Origin of the sequence: Chitinophaga sp. XS-30 (assembly GCF_008086345.1) — a bacterium.
In the GTDB taxonomy this organism is placed as follows: domain Bacteria; phylum Bacteroidota; class Bacteroidia; order Chitinophagales; family Chitinophagaceae; genus Chitinophaga.
On record NZ_CP043006.1, the window covers coordinates 1194723 to 1211681 of the forward strand.

12 protein-coding genes are annotated in these 16959 nt (G+C 50.9%); 8 read left to right on the forward strand and 4 right to left on the reverse strand.

The features are described from left to right. Positions 1–132 precede the first annotated feature (132 nt). Together FW415_RS05040 and FW415_RS05045 are read left to right on the forward strand one after the other, a co-directional pair. A complete protein-coding gene (locus FW415_RS05040) occupies positions 133–3069 on the forward strand; it encodes a pitrilysin family protein (RefSeq protein ID WP_148383198.1) in 2937 nt (978 codons plus the stop codon). Positions 3070–3212: 143 nt separating this feature from the next. After that, a complete protein-coding gene (locus FW415_RS05045) occupies positions 3213–3740 on the forward strand; it encodes a murein L,D-transpeptidase family protein (RefSeq protein ID WP_168208672.1) in 528 nt (175 codons plus the stop codon). Positions 3741–3820: 80 nt separating this feature from the next. Here the strand turns inward: FW415_RS05045 and acs are convergent, their stop codons facing one another. The 4 genes from acs to FW415_RS05065 all read right to left on the reverse strand — a co-directional run bounded on the left by acs (position 3821) and on the right by FW415_RS05065 (position 7748). Beyond that, a complete protein-coding gene (acs, locus tag FW415_RS05050; protein WP_148383200.1) occupies positions 3821–5734 on the reverse strand; it encodes an acetate--CoA ligase in 1914 nt (637 codons plus the stop codon). Between the two features lie 163 nt (positions 5735–5897). Continuing rightward, on the reverse strand, positions 5898–7043 hold the full coding sequence (locus FW415_RS05055) for a tetratricopeptide repeat protein (RefSeq protein ID WP_148383201.1): 1146 nt from the start codon (positions 7041–7043) through the stop codon (positions 5898–5900). Positions 7044–7189: 146 nt separating this feature from the next. Then, the gene (locus FW415_RS05060; RefSeq protein ID WP_148383202.1) at positions 7190–7474 is read right to left on the reverse strand and encodes a hypothetical protein; all 285 of its coding nucleotides are present in this window, start codon (positions 7472–7474) and stop codon (positions 7190–7192) included. Positions 7475–7538: 64 nt separating this feature from the next. Continuing rightward, positions 7539–7748 carry a hypothetical protein gene (locus tag FW415_RS05065; RefSeq protein ID WP_148383203.1) on the reverse strand — a complete coding sequence of 70 codons (210 nt, stop codon included), beginning with the start codon at positions 7746–7748 and terminating at the stop codon, positions 7539–7541. A 229-nt stretch (positions 7749–7977) separates the two neighbouring features. On the opposite strand from FW415_RS05065, the gene FW415_RS05070 reads away from it, so the two are divergent. The 6 genes from FW415_RS05070 (at position 7978) to purH (ending at position 16887) form a co-directional block, all read left to right on the forward strand. Further along, positions 7978–8487 carry a helix-turn-helix domain-containing protein gene (locus FW415_RS05070; protein ID WP_148383204.1) on the forward strand — a complete coding sequence of 170 codons (510 nt, stop codon included), beginning with the start codon at positions 7978–7980 and terminating at the stop codon, positions 8485–8487. 230 nt (positions 8488–8717) lie between these two features. After that, positions 8718–9671, forward strand: a complete 954-nt coding sequence (locus FW415_RS05075) for a tail fiber protein (protein WP_148383205.1) — start codon at positions 8718–8720, stop codon at positions 9669–9671. Positions 9672–9766: 95 nt separating this feature from the next. After that, positions 9767–10189 (forward strand): hypothetical protein, encoded by a 423-nt coding sequence (locus tag FW415_RS05080; RefSeq protein WP_148383206.1) that lies wholly within the window; start codon positions 9767–9769, stop codon positions 10187–10189. Between the two features lie 154 nt (positions 10190–10343). After that, complete coding sequence (gene carB / locus FW415_RS05085; RefSeq protein WP_148383207.1) at positions 10344–13160, forward strand: carbamoyl-phosphate synthase large subunit; 2817 nt, start codon at positions 10344–10346, stop codon at positions 13158–13160. Positions 13161–13289: 129 nt separating this feature from the next. Then, a complete protein-coding gene (locus FW415_RS05090; protein WP_148383208.1) occupies positions 13290–15359 on the forward strand; it encodes a ComEC/Rec2 family competence protein in 2070 nt (689 codons plus the stop codon). 13 nt (positions 15360–15372) lie between these two features. Further along, positions 15373–16887, forward strand: coding sequence for a bifunctional phosphoribosylaminoimidazolecarboxamide formyltransferase/IMP cyclohydrolase (gene purH / locus FW415_RS05095; protein WP_148383209.1), 1515 nt, complete (start codon positions 15373–15375; stop codon positions 16885–16887). Positions 16888–16959: the final 72 nt, after the last annotated feature.

The following is a 16959-nucleotide window of genomic DNA, read 5'->3' on the forward strand; positions in this document are numbered from 1 at the left end:
CCCTCCTGATAAACAATCCGTCACAGCTATTTCGATTTAGCCGCTTCATCCGGATAAAACTTGCCGCCTGCTGCACGAATGTGCCGTAGCATTTTTATATTTGGTGTAAACACAACATTTCAACCCAGCCATATGAGACCATTCAAACTCTTTTTATTCCTGTTCCTTACCGCTACCCTGCAAATCTCCGCCCAGGGCAGATACGAGTGGAAGGAAGCCACCTCCGGCGGTTATACCTACCGCTACGTTACCGGAGACCCGATGCAGGCGCGCTATTACACCCTGAAGAACGGGCTTACCGTTATATTCAGTGTGAACAAAAAGGAACCCCGCATCCAGACCCTGATTGGCATACGTGCCGGCAGCAACAGCGACCCGAAGGACCATACAGGCCTGGCACATTACCTGGAGCACCTGCTGTTCAAAGGCACGGCCCAATACGGATCGCTGGACTGGGCAAAGGAAAAGCCGTACCTCGACCAGATTGAGGGGCTTTACGACACCTACAACCAGACCACGGACCCGGAACTGCGCAAAGGGCTGTACAGGCAGATTGACAGCGTTTCCGGCCTGGCCGCCAAATATGCCATCGCCAATGAATACGACAAGATGATGTCCAACATGGGCGCACAGGGGACCAATGCCCATACCTGGGTGGAAGAAACGGTGTACGAAGAAGATATCCCCTCCAATTCCATTGACAAGTTCCTCTCCGTACAAGCCGAGCGCTTCCGCGATCCGCAATTCCGCATCTTCCACACGGAGCTGGAAGCCGTGTACGAAGAAAAGAACCGGGGGCTGGACAATGACGGCCGCAGAATGTATGAAAAGATGCTGGAAACGCTTTTCCCTACCCACAACTACGGGCAGCAATCCACCATCGGCACAGTGGAGCATCTGAAGAATCCTTCCCTGAAAGCCATTCGCAAATTCTACAACGAGTATTATGTGCCCAATAACATGGCCATCATATTTGCCGGGGATTTTGATCCGGATTATGTCATCCGGCGCATCGACGAAAAGTTCAGCTATATGCAGCCGAAACCGGTGCAGGAATACAAAGCACCCGTGGAAGCGCCCATCACCGCGCCGATCGTGAAAGAGGTGTTTGGTCCTGATGCGGAGAATGTGAACCTCGCCTTCCGCATGCCCGGAGCGCTGGATACGAAAAATGCCGTTATGCTGACGGTGATCTCCCAGATCCTGTCCAATGGCAAAGCCGGCCTGCTTGATCTGAACCTGAACAAACAACAGAAAGTCCTCGGCGCTGGCGTGAGCACACTGCCCTGGAAAGATTATACCGTATTTGCACTGAGCGGCCGCGCCAAACAGGGCCAGTCGCTGGACGAAGTGAAAGATCTCCTGCTGGGGCAGCTGGATATCCTCCGCAAGGGCGAATTCGATGAAACCCTGATCACCGCCATTGTCAATAATTTCAAACTCTACGAGATACAGGGCCTCGAAAGCAACGGCAATCGTGCCAACAGCCTGATGGACGCCTTCATCAAACACCGCGGCGAAAACTGGCTGCACGACGTAGCGTATATCGATGACATGGGTAAAGTAACGAAACAGCAGATCGTAGCATTTGCCAATGAATACCTGGTCGACAATTATGTACTGCTTTACAAACGCAAAGGAGAAGATAAAGACATTGAAAAAGTAGACAAACCACCGATCACCCCGGTAGAAGTGAACCGTGATGCGCAGTCCGAATTCCTGAGAACGGTTTCCGCCATGCCTGCTACTCCCGTAAAACCCCAGTGGCTGGATTACAGCAAGGACATTCAGAAAGGGAAGGCCGGCCATGCGGATATGCTGTATGTGCAGAACAAGGACAACAGCCTCTTTCGGCTTTACTATCGTTTCGACATGGGCGCCTGGAGCAACAAGAAGCTGCCGCTGGCCGCACAATACCTGCAGTTTCTGGGAACGGACAAATATTCATCTGAAGAGATCAGCAAGCAGTTTTACAACATCGCCTGCTCATTCAATATCGCCGCGGGATCTGAGGAAACCACCATATCCATTTCCGGCCTTCAGGAGAATTTTGACAAAGCCGTTGAACTGTTCGATCACCTTTTGCTGAACTGCAAAGCGGATGAGGCTGTGCTGGATGGATTCCGCAACCGGATACTCAAACAAAGGGCAGACAACAAGCTCAACAAAGGGCAGATACTTAACGGCCTGCGTTCTTATGCCACCTACGGCCCCAGGAACCCGTTCAACAACCAGTTGAGCAACGAGGAGCTGGAAGCCGTAACTGCAGCCGAATTGGCAGCATTGCTGCACGACCTCCCCGCTTACCGGCATACAGTGATCTACTATGGGCCGCAGTCCCTTTCCGCAGCATCCGCCGCAGTGAAACGGCTGCATCATGTGCCTTCCTCTTTCAAGGCATATCCGGTTGCACAGCAATTCGAAAAAACAACGCAAGCTGCCAGCAAGGTATATTTTGCGGACTATGATATGGTGCAGGCCGAGGTAAGCTGGGTACGCAACGGCAATCCTTACGACCCCTCCCACACCGCTGTGGTAAACCTTTTCAACAACTATTTCGGTGGCGGTATGGGTTCCATTGTGTTCCAGACCATCCGGGAATCGAAGGCGCTGGCCTATTCCACTTATGCCTATTATGCGGCGCCCAACAAGAAGAATGACCGGTACGCGATCATGGCCTATGTCGGCAGCCAGGCAGATAAGGTAAATGAAGCCATCGCGGGAATGAACGAATTGCTCAACGCACTGCCGCAGTCGGAAAAAGCCTTTGAGACCGCGCGCAGCAGCATGAAAAAAGATATTGAAACAGAACGCATTACGCAGGACGGCATTATCTTCAGCTACCTGAGCGCGCAAAAGCTCGGCCTGGATAAAGACATCCGCAAAAGCGTGTACGAAAGCATTGACAAACTGACGTTTGACGACATCAAACAGCTTCACCAGCAAAATATTGCCGGAAAACCTTATTCCTATTGCATCCTGGCATCGGAGAGCCGCTTGAAGCCGGAAGATCTGAAACAATATGGCGAGGTACAGAAAGTGTCGCTGGAGGAGATCTTCGGGTATTGATCGTTATAATCATAAAGAAAAAGGGGCGCATCAGATTCGTGATGCGCCCCTTTTTTGTGCCAGACAATATTCCCGCTCTTCCTGCCGTTAATTCTTCTTGAAAAACCTCCGGGCAAATGTGGCGCTATTGTTTCCTTATCATCTTGTTACCTTTATTCGCGTTTGAGCACAACGCGGTGGACCTGTACAGTGTACGTCTTAACCCTTCCGCCATCGACGCGGAAAAGGTCTTTCTCCTGGTAGATAAAAGCGATTACCGTATGTATCTGTACGAAGATGCCACCCTGTTAAAGATATACAAGGTGGTGTTCGGCAACCGTGATGTTTCCGACAAATTCATGCAGGGCGACCGCCGTACGCCCAACGGTACTTTCCGCATCCGCGCCAAGCGGGTAGATAATCGCTGGAGCCGTTTCCTGCTGCTCGATTATCCGAATGCCGAATCGTATCAGCGTTTTCAGCAACGCCAGGCAAGGGGCCTGATCGGCAAGGGGGCGGATATCGGTGGTGGCATCGGCATACACGGTGTGGAGCCCGCAGCCGGTATCCGGGATAATTATGTGGATCAGCGGATCAACTGGACGCTGGGCTGTGTGAGCATGAAGAACAGCGATGTCAACGAGCTGTACAATGTTGTGATCGTTGGCACACCGGTGGTGATCCGCCCGTAAGCGTCCGCAGCCACATAAAAAATCCCGGCAGCCAGCAGCTACCGGGATTGTGATGTACAAGCAAGCTGACAGGAATTCTCCTACAGCTTTCCCTGTTTTATTTCTTCTACCACCGCGGGATCAAGCAGCGTTGAGGTATCACCGAGATTATCCAGTTCTCCTTCCGCTATCTTGCGCAGAATGCGCCGCATGATCTTGCCCGAGCGTGTTTTGGGCAGGCCCGAAACGAACTGTATCTTGTCCGGCTTCGCGATCGGGCCGATGATGCGCGAAACGGTCTGGATAATATCCTTCTTTGTCAGTTCCAGATCGTGATGTTTCCTTTCAGTAATGACGAATGCATAGATGCCCTGCCCTTTGATGTCGTGGGGAAATCCGACTACTGCGCTTTCCACAACGCCGGCGTGCATGTTAATGGCATTCTCCACTTCGGCGGTGCCGATGCGGTGGCCGCTGACGTTCAGTACATCATCCACCCGTCCGGTGATGCGGTAATAGCCGTCTTCATCACGAAGGCAGCCGTCGCCCGTGAAGTAAAGGTTTTCGTAGGTCGCAAAATAAGTGGTCCTGCAGCGCTCATGATCGCCGTAGGTGGTGCGGAGCATGCCCGGCCAGGGGAACTTGATGCAGAGGTTGCCGTTCACGCCGTTACCTTCTATTTCCTTGCCATTTTCGTCAACAAGAATGGGTTGGATACCGGGCAGCGGCAAGGTGGCGTAACCGGGTTTTTCTTTCGTAATGCCTGCCAGTGGCGCGATCATAATGCCCCCCGTCTCTGTTTGCCACCAGGTATCCGTGATGGGGGCTTTGCCTTTGCCGATCTGATCTTTATACCAATGCCAGGCTTCCTCGTTGATCGGTTCACCCACAGTGCCCAGGGTGGTCAGCGAACTGAGGTCCTTGTGGTTTACCGGTCCCAGGCCAAATCCCATCAGGCTGCGGATAGCGGTGGGGGCGGTGTATAGCACGTTCACCCTGAATTTGTCTACAATATCCCAGAAGCGCCCCGCATCCGGATAGGTGGGAATGCCTTCGAACAGCACTGTTGTTGCCCCGGCGCTCAGCGGCCCGTACACGATATAGCTGTGCCCCGTGATCCAGCCGATGTCTGCCGTGCAGAAATACACCTGTCCTGGTTTATACTGGAAAGTATTGATGAAAGTATAGTTGGCATATACCATATAGCCTCCGCAGGTATGCACCACCCCTTTGGGTTTGCCTGTGGAGCCGGAAGTGTAGAGGATGAAAAGGGTATCCTCGGCGTCCATCTCTTCAGCCGGCGCCGGTGGGTTGCCCATGGTCTCCACTTGCTTGATCTCGTCTTCCCACCACACATCGCGGCCTTTCAGCATGCTCACAGGGGTGCGGGTGCGGGTGCAGACGATGACCTTTTTTACGGATGGGCAGGCCATTAGCGCATCATCTATCACAGATTTCAGCGGAATGTCCTTACCACCGCGGTAAGCGCCGTCGCATGTGATCACGAGGCTGGCCTGAGCATCCTGTATGCGGTCGGCAATGGACTGGGCGCTGAAACCGCCGAACACCACAGAATGGATGGCGCCCACGCGCGCGCAGGCCAGTACGGCGATCGCCAGTTCCGGGATCATTCCCATATAGATACATACCCGGTCTCCCTTCTTTACGCCGTTATTCTTCAGCACGTTGGCGAACTGGCAGACTTTATTATACAATTCCCGGTAGGTAAGAATACGATGCCTTTCTTCCGGATCGTTCGGCTCCCAGATGATCGCCGGCTGGTTGCCAAGTGTACCGAGATGCCTGTCCAGGCAGTTTTCCGTAATGTTGAGTTTCGCGCCCGTGAACCATTTTACATCCGGGTCCTTGAAATTCCATTCCAGCACTTTGTCCCATTTGCGGCGCCAGTAAAAATGGTCCGCCACATCCGCCCAAAATCCTTCCGGGTCTGTTACACTGTGCTGCCATGCTTGCTGATATTCATCGAAATTGCTGAGTTGGTATGGGTACGACATGATTCCCAATTAGATTTAAAGAGTTTATACAGTTTTTTTAACGGGGCTTAAATTTAATGATTTATGATTGAAGATTATCGAATTTGCGCACCGGATGATTGTAAAAAAATTAATCCCGGCCTTTTGAGTGCCGGGATTAGCAGGATCGTATCCATAGTTGTGTTTACAGCGTTTTTACCCTTTCTTTTACATATGCATGGATGGAAGTTTCGTTCTTACCTTCCGGTTTGGCCACTTTCAGGTACTGCTGGTAGTGCCTTTTGGCCTTCAGCGGGTCGCGGAGGGACTGATCATATATTCTGCCGATACCATATAGCCGCATTGGATCTTTGAACAGGTAATAGGCCGTATCGTAGTGGGCGATAGCATTTTTGTACTGTTTCATCTGCTCAAAATTATCCGCCATGCCCGCGTAGTAGGAATCCAGGTTTTTTGACTTCGCCATGTCGATGCAGGCCATGTACATCTGGTTGCTCTGGTCATACCGGCCGAGCGCTGCATAGGCCACGGCGGCGTAATACATGACGGATTCCGGCGCTGCCTGCGCGATGGTGACCATCCGGTCGTGCACGCGGATGCAGCTGTCATACTTTTTCATTTGAAGGTAAGCCGCCGCCAGATAAATGCAGGCCATAGGCTCCACGGTATTGGTGCTCAGCAGGCGCTCACCGTATATTGCCGCTTCTCCGTATTGCTTTTCCAGGAAGGAAAGCTTCACCATTTGCACGATCACGCTCACCTGGCTGCTGTCAATTGCATAATAAGCTTTCAGCACACTGTCCGCTGCTGCATTTTTCTTTTGCAGCATCAGTTCCGAAGCCATGGAGGTGACTACGGATACATCTTTCGGATTCAGCTCGTATGCCCGCCGCAGGAAATGGAAAGCCGTGTCCTGCAATCCGACGATGTTTTCGCACACACGGCTCAGCTGTTTATAATAGGCTGCATTGTGCGGCCGTAGCGCTACCAGTTTTGTAAAATGCCCGAAAGCCACTACCGGTTGTTGCTGTTGCCTGGCGATATTCCCGAGGTGCTGATGCGCCTGGATGTGGCTGGAATCCTTTTCCAGTACCAGGTGATAGTATTTTTCCGCCTGCGGGAACTGCCCGTTCTGGTAATAGGCGTTGGCCAGCAATCCCAGCCCGTATGCTTCCCGGGGCTTTATGCCTTCCAGGTACCGGATGGCCAGGTCATACTGCTGTTCCTGGAAATAGTCCATCAGCAGCGGCTTGTCTATACTATCCTGTGCCTGGCCCATAACAATACTGGCCGGCAGGAGCAATATCAGGAGAAAACGGGTACAGCGCATCGCTCAAATTTTTATAAAACTAAATATTTAGTTTTATAAAGAAAAATTTAGTTCACTGTCTGGAACCACAAAAAAGCTAAAAAGCATATCGCTTTTTAGCTTACCATAAGGTAGGGGGGATGTGTGGTTTTTGATGATCCGGGGGTTCAGACCGGTTGGTTTTCGTTTTCCGCGGCAACCAGGGTAACGGTACTGGGAATTGGGGCGTTCACTTCAAAATCCTGGTAGGAGAGGGTGGTGATGCCCTGGATCTTTTTGACGGCAATGGCATTAATGCGTCGGGTATCGCAGAAATGTTCCGGTTTGCCATGAAGGGTGATGGTTACGTGGCGGATGGCCTCACCTCCGCTTTCATAAAGCTGATGAATGAATCGGGCGATGATATTCCGCAATTGTTCTTCCCGGAGGGGAGATGGCTTGATGGTTTGCATGCTTTCAAGGTTTACGCAATGGTGCTTTGTTGTTCATAGTGGAAGGGCTATTTACGCAATTGTGTCAGGAGCGCCCCCTGTGTTTGCTGTTCTGTTCCTGGATGTTCTTCAGCAGGGTATCCGCCACGGCCAGGATCTTATCCTTTTCTGCATTGGAAAAGCTGTTTTCCCCTTTGGCTTTCCGGTAGAATGTAGCCTCGCTCCAGCCGCATTCTTCACAGACGCTTTCCCGGAAGATTCTGGGCAGTTGGATTAACCCTGCATGTGTTTCCATGAGGAGGTTTGAGGATGAAAGTTTCTTTGCTCGCATTTGATAGAAATTTTATCATTTTTAAAATACGATTCTCCAAATGTCAATTAAAATGTTATATTGATATAGAGATCATCATACAATACATTGACATTCAGTACAAGTATAACAAAATTTATTTACAGTGGAAGCTGTCTCCAAAAATATTATTCACGAAGGCGCACGATTGAAACAAATAGTGAGGGACAAGAAGATGAAAATCCTTGCCTTTGCTGACATCGCAGGTTTTTCGAACCAGATAGCCCATTATTATTTCCGCCAGGAGGCCATTAAACGGGCTACGTTGCTGGAGTTTTGCACGTTGCTTGGCATTACCCTGGAGGAATTCTATGCCTGGTCCAACCCCCGGAAACCCGCTCCCGCTGCCAATGATCTCCACCACGGCCAGCGGCTTGGGACACTGATAGATGAAAAAGGGCTGAATAAAACAAAACTGGCGGAAAGGATGGGACTAAGCCGCCGGGCCTTGTATAACCTGCTGGATAAAGCTGCTTTCACCCCGGAACAGCTTAAGAAGGTCTGCCTCGCGCTGGATATGACACAAAAGGAGTTCCTTGGCAACGCGCGGGTAAATGATGGCGGCGATCCTTTGCAGGAAGTGGAAAGCTGGAAGGACAAATACTACAAGCTGCTGGAAGATCACAATAAAGTGCTCATAGAACTGTCCAGATTAAAAGAACAACTGCAGTCCGGCACTTCCTGAAACTAAGATGCCATTGCGGGAGCAACAGCATCTTCAGGGTTGTCACAGGTAAGGAATGTAAGGGTTGTTGTTAACATAGAAAGGATGAACGATGGCTGCAAGTTAGCAGGCTTTCATCAATTAGTGGCCGCCGATCAGGAAAATAACTTTCGGGATTGGGAAAAAGTATTCTTTCCGAAATACGTATATATTTATATTGTTATCTCTCTTAACCCACATCGCTATTATCTATGAAAAAAAGAATCGTTGGCCTGATCTTCCTTTGCTTCTTTGCATCAATTTCTTTATTTGCGCAAACCGTGACCTATAACTGGAATGGCGTGGCTTTTGGCGTTAATGGAGAACCGTCAGAACGCTATACCATTGGCCGTATTTATTACAATGCTATCCAATGGGGATATTACAGCACAATCAAAATAAAGCTGAGGAGCAAATGGTATCGCGCGGGTTATGCGGAGTACATGATCATGAATGGGCCGAACTTTGCCAACAGTTATTGTATTACCTCCTACGGTCCCGGTACTGATCATGTACGAATAACGCTCGGCCCTCAAACTTCTGCCGGCAGCTCTGCGGGTGGCGGTGAAAATTATTATAAAGATATTTATCTTGACGCCGGGTACTATACCTTATGGTATGCAGAGGCAGAAGCAACCGGACAGCTGTTTAGCATGGACAGAACAAGTATCACAGCGGGAGAGTATTATGCCGCCACTTTGTATTCGTCGCCGGCAGTACAAACGGTCGCCGCGTTTGCCGAACATAAGAGAGTGATGTTCACAAGCGGCAGTGCCACCGCTTATTTCCATGATAAAGTCGGCATCGGCACCCTCAACCCCCAGGCCTCCCTCGCCGTAAACGGCGATATCCTCGCCAAAAAAGTAAAAGTCAGCACCGCCGCCGCCAACTGGCCGGACTATGTGTTCAAAGAAGAATACAAGTTGCCCTCACTGGCCGAAGTAGAAGCTTTCGTCACCACCCATCACCACCTCCCCGGCGTTCCCTCCGCGGCACAGGTAGCAACGGATGGGCAGGACATCGGCGAAATAAACAGGCTCCTCCTCCAAAAAATGGAAGAAATGACCCTCTACATGATCAACCAGGATAAAATCATAAAATCCCTTGAAAAGCGCATCACACAGATAGAAACCCCCGGGACCGACTCATTATCAGCTATTAAATAGCCACTTTTTTCCGCTGCGGGAAAAAAGGCTGTCAAAAAACGAATAATTTACATATATTAGCAATAATATATCTGTAACCACTTATTCCTGTGACTATGAAACGCGGCTTATTATCCCTCATCATGTGCCTGCTCCTCCTGGGCGGGAAAGCGCAAGGCCCCGATCCTGCTTTAAAGGAATTTGAAAACTTCTGGAAGAAACTTTACACGGCCATCGTACAGAAGGACTTCCAAACCATCAGCGAGTACATCGAATTTCCGCTGGTGGTGGAAAAGAACCCTGCAGATACCTCCGTTCAGACCATTCGCAAGGAAGAGTTCGGGAAGTTTTTTACCATCTACCTCAACCTCCCCGTCAATGAAACATATCATAACAAATATGAACTGCTCAGGGCGAGAAAAACCCTGAACGAGAACGACCTCTCCCTGCTTTCCGACGATTCGGCCACCATTGAGGATTTCGAGTTCCAGAAAATTGACGGGCAGTGGAAACTGGTGTACATTTACGCCACCGAATAAACATATATCGTTATATATACGATCCTTCCGGGCACTTTTTTTAAATTTAATCTCCTTAAAAACCAATTATTCCCGTAATTTTGCACGATTTTTTTGTCCGATCAGGACAGTAAGAGTCGCATGGTTTTTCATTATCAATAGCTAATAAAAAAAGATGCCCAAAGACACCTCTATCAAATCAGTCCTTATTATTGGCTCCGGTCCCATTATTATTGGTCAGGCCTGCGAATTTGACTATTCCGGTTCCCAGGCAGCACGTTCGCTGCGGGAAGAAGGAATTAAAGTGATATTGATCAATTCCAATCCGGCCACGATCATGACTGACCCGATGATGGCTGACAGGGTGTACCTGCTGCCGCTTACCGTGGAAAGTATTGAACAGATACTGGAAGAGAACCAGATCGATGCGGTGTTGCCCACCATGGGCGGCCAGACTGCGCTCAATCTTTGTAAGGACGTAGATGAGCTGGGCATATGGGAGAAAAACAACGTTCGCCTCATTGGTGTGGATATTAAAGCCATAGACAAGGCGGAAGACCGGGAACAGTTCCGGCAGTGGATGATAGAGCTGGGCATACAGGTAGCCCCTGCCCGTACGGCCAACTCTTTCCTGGAAGGAAAGGAATTTGCCCAGGAGATCGGTTTCCCGCTGGTGATCCGCCCCTCCTTCACCCTTGGCGGTACCGGCGGCGGATTCGTACATTCAAAGGACGATCTGGACGAAGCGCTCGACCGTGGCCTCAAAGCATCGCCCATCCATGAAGTACTGGTGGAAAAGGCCGTGCTGGGATGGAAAGAATATGAGCTGGAGCTGCTGCGGGACAAGAACGATAATGTGGTGATCATCTGTACCGTGGAGAACCTCGACCCGATGGGCATCCACACCGGAGACTCCATCACCGTGGCCCCGGCCATGACCCTCAGCGATACCGCCTACCAGGATATGCGCAACAAAGCGATCGTTATGATGCGCCAGCTGGGCAACTTCGCCGGCGGCTGTAACGTTCAGTTCGCCCTCAATCCTGAAAATGAAGAATTGATAGCGATCGAGATCAACCCGCGTGTAAGCCGGTCCTCCGCCCTTGCATCCAAAGCAACCGGTTATCCCATCGCCAAGATAGCGGCCAAGCTCGCCATCGGCTACTCGCTGGATGAGTTGAGCAACCAGATCACCAAAACCACCTCCGCATACTTTGAGCCGGCGCTGGACTACGTGATCGTTAAAATGCCCCGCTGGAATTTCGACAAATTCAAAGGCGCAGACGATACCCTCGGCCTGCAAATGAAATCCGTTGGTGAAGTAATGGCCATCGGCCGCACCTTCCCCGAAGCCATTCAGAAAGCCTGCCAGAGCCTCGAAAACGAAGCTGTTGGTCTGGGTTACTACGGCAAATCCCTCATGAAGAGCGAACAGCTGGTGGAAAAGCTGAAGCGCCCCACCTGGGACCGCATCTTCCGTATCAAAGACGCACTGATGGAAGGGATGTCCGTAAAATCCCTGCACCAGGCTACACAGATAGACCGCTGGTTCCTCCACCAGATCAATGATATCGTGACCATCGAAAAACAGCTGATGGAGCACGACCTGGCTTCCGTTCCCACGGGACTGCTGAAAGAAGCCAAGCAAATGGGCTTCTCCGATAAACAGCTGGCACTGATCTTCGGCAACTGTGAAGAAGATGAAGTGTACGAAAAAAGAAAAGCCGCAGGCATTGTACGTACCTACAAAATGGTGGATACCTGCAGCGCCGAATTTGAAGCAAAAACACCCTACTTCTACTCCGCCTTCGATACACAGAACGAAAGTATCCCTACAGAAAAAGAAAAAGTGATCGTACTCGGCTCCGGCCCCAACCGGATCGGCCAGGGGATAGAATTTGATTACTGCTGCACGCACGGCCTGCAAGCCATCCAGGAATGCGGTTATGAGGCCATTATGGTGAACTGTAACCCCGAAACGGTGTCTACAGACTTTGATATGGCGGATAAACTGTACTTCGAGCCGGTGTTCTGGGAACACCTCTGGGAGATCATTGAACTGGAAAAACCGGTAGGCGTGATCGTACAGCTGGGTGGACAGACCGCTTTGAAACTCGCCAAACGCCTTACAGAGAAGGGCATCAGGATCATCGGCACTTCTTTCGATAACATGGATATTGCAGAAGATCGCGGCCGCTTCTCCGACCTGCTGAAGGAACTGGGCATTCCCTACCCTAAGTACGGCACCGCCTTTAATACCGATGATGCGATAGAGGTGGCCAAAGAAGTCGGTTATCCCGTACTGGTGCGCCCGTCCTACGTGCTCGGCGGTCAGCGCATGAGGATCGTGATCAATGAAGAAGAACTGGAACAATCCGTACTGAGCCTGCTGAAGCATCTGCCCGGCAACAAAATACTGATCGACCACTTCCTGGACCGTTGTCAGGAAGCCGAGATAGATGCGATCTTCGACGGGGAGAACTTCCACGTCATGGGTGTAATGGAACACATCGAGCCGGCGGGCATCCACAGCGGGGACAGCAATGCCGTGCTGCCAGCCTTCAACCTCGGCCCACTGATCGTGACCACCATGGAGTACTACGCGGAAAAGATCGCCAGGGCGCTGGATATCCGCGGCCTGATCAACATACAGTTCGCGATCAAGAACGGACAGGTATTCGTGATCGAAGCCAATCCGCGCGCATCCCGCACCACACCGTTCATCGCCAAAGCCTACCAGGTGCCTTACCTCAACATTGCCACCAAAGTAATGCTGGGCGCCAACAAGCTGACGGACTTCAAGATCGTGAAGAACCTCAAAGGTTTTGCCATCAAGGAACCTGTATTCTCTTTCAACAAGTTCCCGGGCGTGAACAAAGAGCTCGGACCTGAAATGAAATCAACCGGTGAAGCCATCCGCTTTATCAAAGACCTTAGAGATCCTTACTTCAGAACGCTCTATAAAGAAAGGAGCATGCACCTGAGTAAATAATTTGCTGAAATTTATCGGCAGCGGCTGTACAGATGTGAAACACCACATTTTGTACAGCCGTTTTTTATGGCAAGCATCGCAGCGGATTGATTTTTTCTTTAAATTGATGACGCAAAATCATTGTTTGTTATGTTTGTTAATCTTTGGAAACGAGCGCCCTTCCTGCGTTTGATCATACCGCTACTTACCGGGATGATCATTGGAATGTTTACACATCCTCCGTTCATTCCCTTATTGCTGATCTTTTTTTTAGCAGGATGTTTTGTTCCCCTGCCGGTCAAATGGCGCTTTGCATGGCGTAACATCCGCGGGGCCTTGCTGTTGCTGGCCATTACCTGTTTCGGTCTGCTGCTCATGCAAAGAGCCGATGTCCGCCGTCATCACAACTGGGTCGGTCATCATATCAACGATTCCGCCCGCCTCATCCTCACCCTTCGGGAGCCGCCCGTGAAAAAGAACAAGTCCTGGAAAGCGGAAGCAGAGGTTACCGCTATCCTGAAAAATGCCGGAAGCAAGCCGGTACGCGGCCGCATTTTTCTTTATTTCCGGGAAGAACCGGATTTGCAGTATGGGGACAGGCTGATGGTACAGACCGTATTGCGGCCGGTCAAAAGCATGGGTAATCCCGGAGAGTTCGACTATGGCAGGTATTGCAGCTTCCGGAACATTTTTCATCAGGCCTGGCTGCAACGCCGCGAATGGCAGCAGCTTCCCGGCACAGATAAGGAATGGTTGCAGGACCATCTTTTCAGGGCCAGGGATTATTGCCTGCAAACGCTGAAGACCTATATTCCGCATCCCGGGGAATATGGCATTGCGGAGGCGCTGATGATCGGATATCGTGGTGATCTGGACAAAGAGGTGGTGCAGGCTTATACCGATACCGGCGTTGTGCATATCATCGCCATCTCGGGTCTCCATCTGGGGCTGATCTACATGTCGCTATTGCAACTGCTGCAGTGGCTGCCGCAAAGAAGATGGATGAATATCGTCAAGGCATTGTTGCTTATCATTGTGCTTTGGGCGTTTTCACTGCTTACAGGGGCTTCCGCTTCCGTATTACGTTCAGCCGTGATGTTTACCACGGTTGCTGTGGGGCAGCTGATGATCTCCCGGCATACGAATATCTATAATACACTGGCCGCTGCCGCTTTCCTGCTGCTTTGCTACAATCCTTACTTTCTGCTGGATGCAGGTTTCCAGCTGTCTTTCCTGGCAGTTGCGGGCATCTTGCTGTGTTACCGGCCGGTGTATGACTGGTGGATGATCAGGAACAAATGGCTGGACAAGGTATGGCAGATGATGGCGGTTTCCCTGGCGGCGCAGGTGTTCACCTGGCCCGTCTGCCTGCTCTATTTCCATCAGTTCCCGAATTTCTTTCTGCTGGCAAATATCATTGCCGTGCCGATGGCGACCATCCTGTTGTACAGCGGTATATTATTGTTGTGCTTTTCTTCCCTGCCGCTGATCGCCGCATGGCTCGGGAAGCTGACGGGCTGGGGGATCATGGCGATGAATGCCGTCATCGCAGCGATTGGCCGGGTACCGGGTGCGGTGACCAGGGACATTAATGTGGACCTCCTGCAGACCTTTTGCCTGTATGGCATCACGATAGCGCTGTGCGCCTGGCTCCTGGCGAAATGGAAAGCGGGGTGTTACTGGATGTTGGGCGCAGCGGTCATTTTTGCCGGATGGCTGGCCGTTATCCGCATTTCCGCAGCCCGGCAGCACCGCATTATCATCTACAATGCTCCACGCCTTTCCGCTATCGAGTACATCCGCGGGCGGCGAAGCGCGTTGTATGCGGACAGCGCAACGTTAATACAACGCTATATTCAGCCGGCCCATGCCTTCTACAGGATAAAAGATACGCTGCCGCACTTCAAACGCGGTGCGGTTGATTCCTCGTATAGCCGTAAAAGTGAGTTGTTCTGTTTGGGCGGAAAAACGTTCCTCCGGCTGGCGGGAGTGCTGCCGGTAAAGGCACCGGAAAATCGCATCCGGATAAATTATATTTTATTGTCACACAATTCAAAGGTCGATATCAGGCGTTTGCGGGATTTTTTTATATACGATCAGCTGGTTTTTGATGCTTCGAATGCAGCTTTCCTTATCCGGAAGTGGAAAAATGCCTGTAACGAACTACCTTTGCGCTGCTTTTCGGTTCCGGATGAAGGGGCCTTTGTCGTAAATCTCTAATTAATATTGTTGCATGCAGAAGCAAATCAAATCCGCTTTGATCTCCGTTTTCTATAAGGATAATCTGGAGAATATCGTTAAAACATTGGGCCGGCAGGGCGTGACCATTTATTCCACCGGTGGTACGCAGAAATTCATTGAGGACCTTGGCGAAAAATGTGTGGCGGTTGAAGATCTGACTGCTTATCCGTCCATCCTGGGCGGCCGGGTAAAAACCCTCCATCCCAAAGTTTTCGGCGGCATCCTCGCCCGCCGGGAGAATCCCCAGGACCTGGAGCAGCTGAAACAATACGAGATACCGGAAATAGACCTCGTGATCGTGGACCTTTATCCTTTTGAAGAAACGGTAAAAAGCACCACGGAAGAACAGGCCATTATCGAGAAAATAGATATCGGCGGCGTTTCCCTGATCCGCGCAGCCGGCAAAAACTATAAAGATGTTGTGATCGTAGCGTCAAAGGACCAGTATGCTGCGCTTGAGCAGGTACTGACGGAAGGCAAAGGCGCTACCAGTCTTGAGCAACGCCGTCACTTTGCATCCAAAGCCTTTGAAGTATGCGCACACTATGATGTGGCGATCGCCGGATATTTCCTGAAGGACAAGGAAAAAGAGCATTTCCAGCTTTCCGCTCCGCAGGGCCAGGTGCTCCGTTATGGCGAGAACCCCCATCAGCAGGGCGTTTTCTATGGCAACCTGGATGAGATATTCGATAAGCTGCACGGCAAGGAACTGTCTTACAACAACCTGGTAGACGTAGATGCCGCCGTTCAGCTGATCGCAGAGTTCTCTGAAACAGCATTTGCGGTGATCAAGCACACCAATGTTTGCGGCATTGCCACCCGGCCCACACTGGCTGCTGCCTGGGAAGCGGCGCTGGCGGGCGACAAGGAAAGCGCCTTCGGCGGTGTACTGGCCTGCAACAGGCCAGTGGACGCTGAAACCGCCAAAGCGATCAATGAGATATTTTTCGAGATACTGATAGCGCCCGCTTTTGAGCCGGCTGCATTGGAAGTGCTTCAGGCAAAGAAGAACCGCATCCTGCTGTTACAGAAACAACCCGTACAATCTCCGCAGATGTTCAAGAACGTGCTGAACGGAGTGCTTGTGCAGGATAATGATAAAGGCAGTTTCGATACCTGGAACGATACGGGCGCTCAACCGGCCACGGCAGCGCAGAAAGCAGATCTGGAATTTGCCAATATTGTTTGCAAGCACCTGAAATCCAATGCAATAGCCTTGGTGAAAGACCTGCAGCTGGTAGGCAAAGGCTGTGGACAAACCTCCCGCATCGATGCCCTGCGCCATGCCATTGAAAAGGCACGCCAGTTCAATTTCGGCCTGAATGGTGCGGTTATGGCCTCGGACGCATTCTTCCCGTTCGATGATTGCGTTCGCATCGCCCATGAAGCAGGCATAACAGCAGTGATCCAGCCGGGCGGCTCCATCCGTGACAACGATTCCATCAACTACTGCAAGGAGAACGGCATGGTAATGGTGATCACCGGCATGCGGCACTTCCGTCACTAGCAAAAAAGGAACAATAACATAAAAGGAAAGGCTGTTGAAAGACAGTCTTTTTTTATGTAGTATTGCCAATAC